A 1,014-nucleotide genomic window follows, 5' to 3' on the forward strand; every position below is an offset into this window, starting at 1 on the left:
TCCTCTTCTCGGAGGGCATAACCAACATGGGTAATACGCGTTTTTAAGGTTAGCTCTTCAGAAACTCCACAAACTACATCTTAGGTTATTTTAGTCTCTAAATGTTTTCTTTCCTAAAATATTTCAATGTTTAATTAAAATGGATAGCCCTTGCATGACGATGAAGTAATGACATTAAAGTTCGACATGAATCTTTTTATACTTCTTTTTCTTACAATGAAGACAAATGGCATCCAAAGAGGAAATTCGGAGGCAAGATAGGGAAAAATTAGCTGAATGGGCAAGGCAGTATCAAGAGGTACAGGAAAGAGAAGCAAGAAGAAACATTTTCATGAAGGTACTATATTCTGAAGACTATAAGACTATGGCTATAAAATTGATATTTGCTGGGTTAATGTTTCTGTTCATTGGAGGAGCCTTCGCGCTGTTCCTGAGGGGTCAGGCTGGACTGAGCAGTGAGGGCGTACCAGTGGTCCTGGATCCTGCGTATTACTTCCAGGCCATGACCAACCACGTCATGGACATGATATTCGGTGCCGTATTCAACACTGTATTTGCAGTGTCCTTCTATATGATACCCGCAATGAACGGCTCCAGGCTCATAAAGTGGCCCAAAGTGGCTAACGCAGGATTCTGGATAAGCATCATAGCATTATTCATGATGAACTTTGGCGGTGTGGAGAACCAGTACATGTTTACCTTTTTAAATCCGTTAAAGGCTTCGCCAACCTGGTACATCGGCTACGGTATGATGGTAGTAGGCGAATGGATGGAAATGGCCTCTGTACTAGGCACTTCCTTCCTAGGCAGAGTCCAGGGAAGATTAGTCCCCACTGCTATAGGGTTCATCGTCATGGATATGATAATGATGGCCTTTGCCAACATTTCCGTATTCATTGCTGATATGTGGAGCCTGTTCTCTCCAATCGGAGGATTAAACATCTACCTCTTCGGCATTCCCAACGCTGAGGTGTGGAAGGGACTGTTCTGGTTCGCTGACCACCCGCTCGTGTA

General features: G+C 43.6%; 1 protein-coding gene. It reads left to right on the forward strand.

Annotation, left to right across the window (positions count from 1 at the left end; genetic code table 11):
• Positions 1-226: 226 nt before the first annotated feature.
• A partial coding sequence (locus tag L3N51_RS12325; protein ID WP_238027513.1) for a cbb3-type cytochrome c oxidase subunit I occupies positions 227-1,014 on the forward strand: 788 nt, incomplete at its 3' end.

Source organism: Metallosphaera javensis (ex Hofmann et al. 2022), from assembly GCF_022064045.1.
Taxonomy (GTDB): domain Archaea; phylum Thermoproteota; class Thermoprotei_A; order Sulfolobales; family Sulfolobaceae; genus Metallosphaera; species Metallosphaera javensis.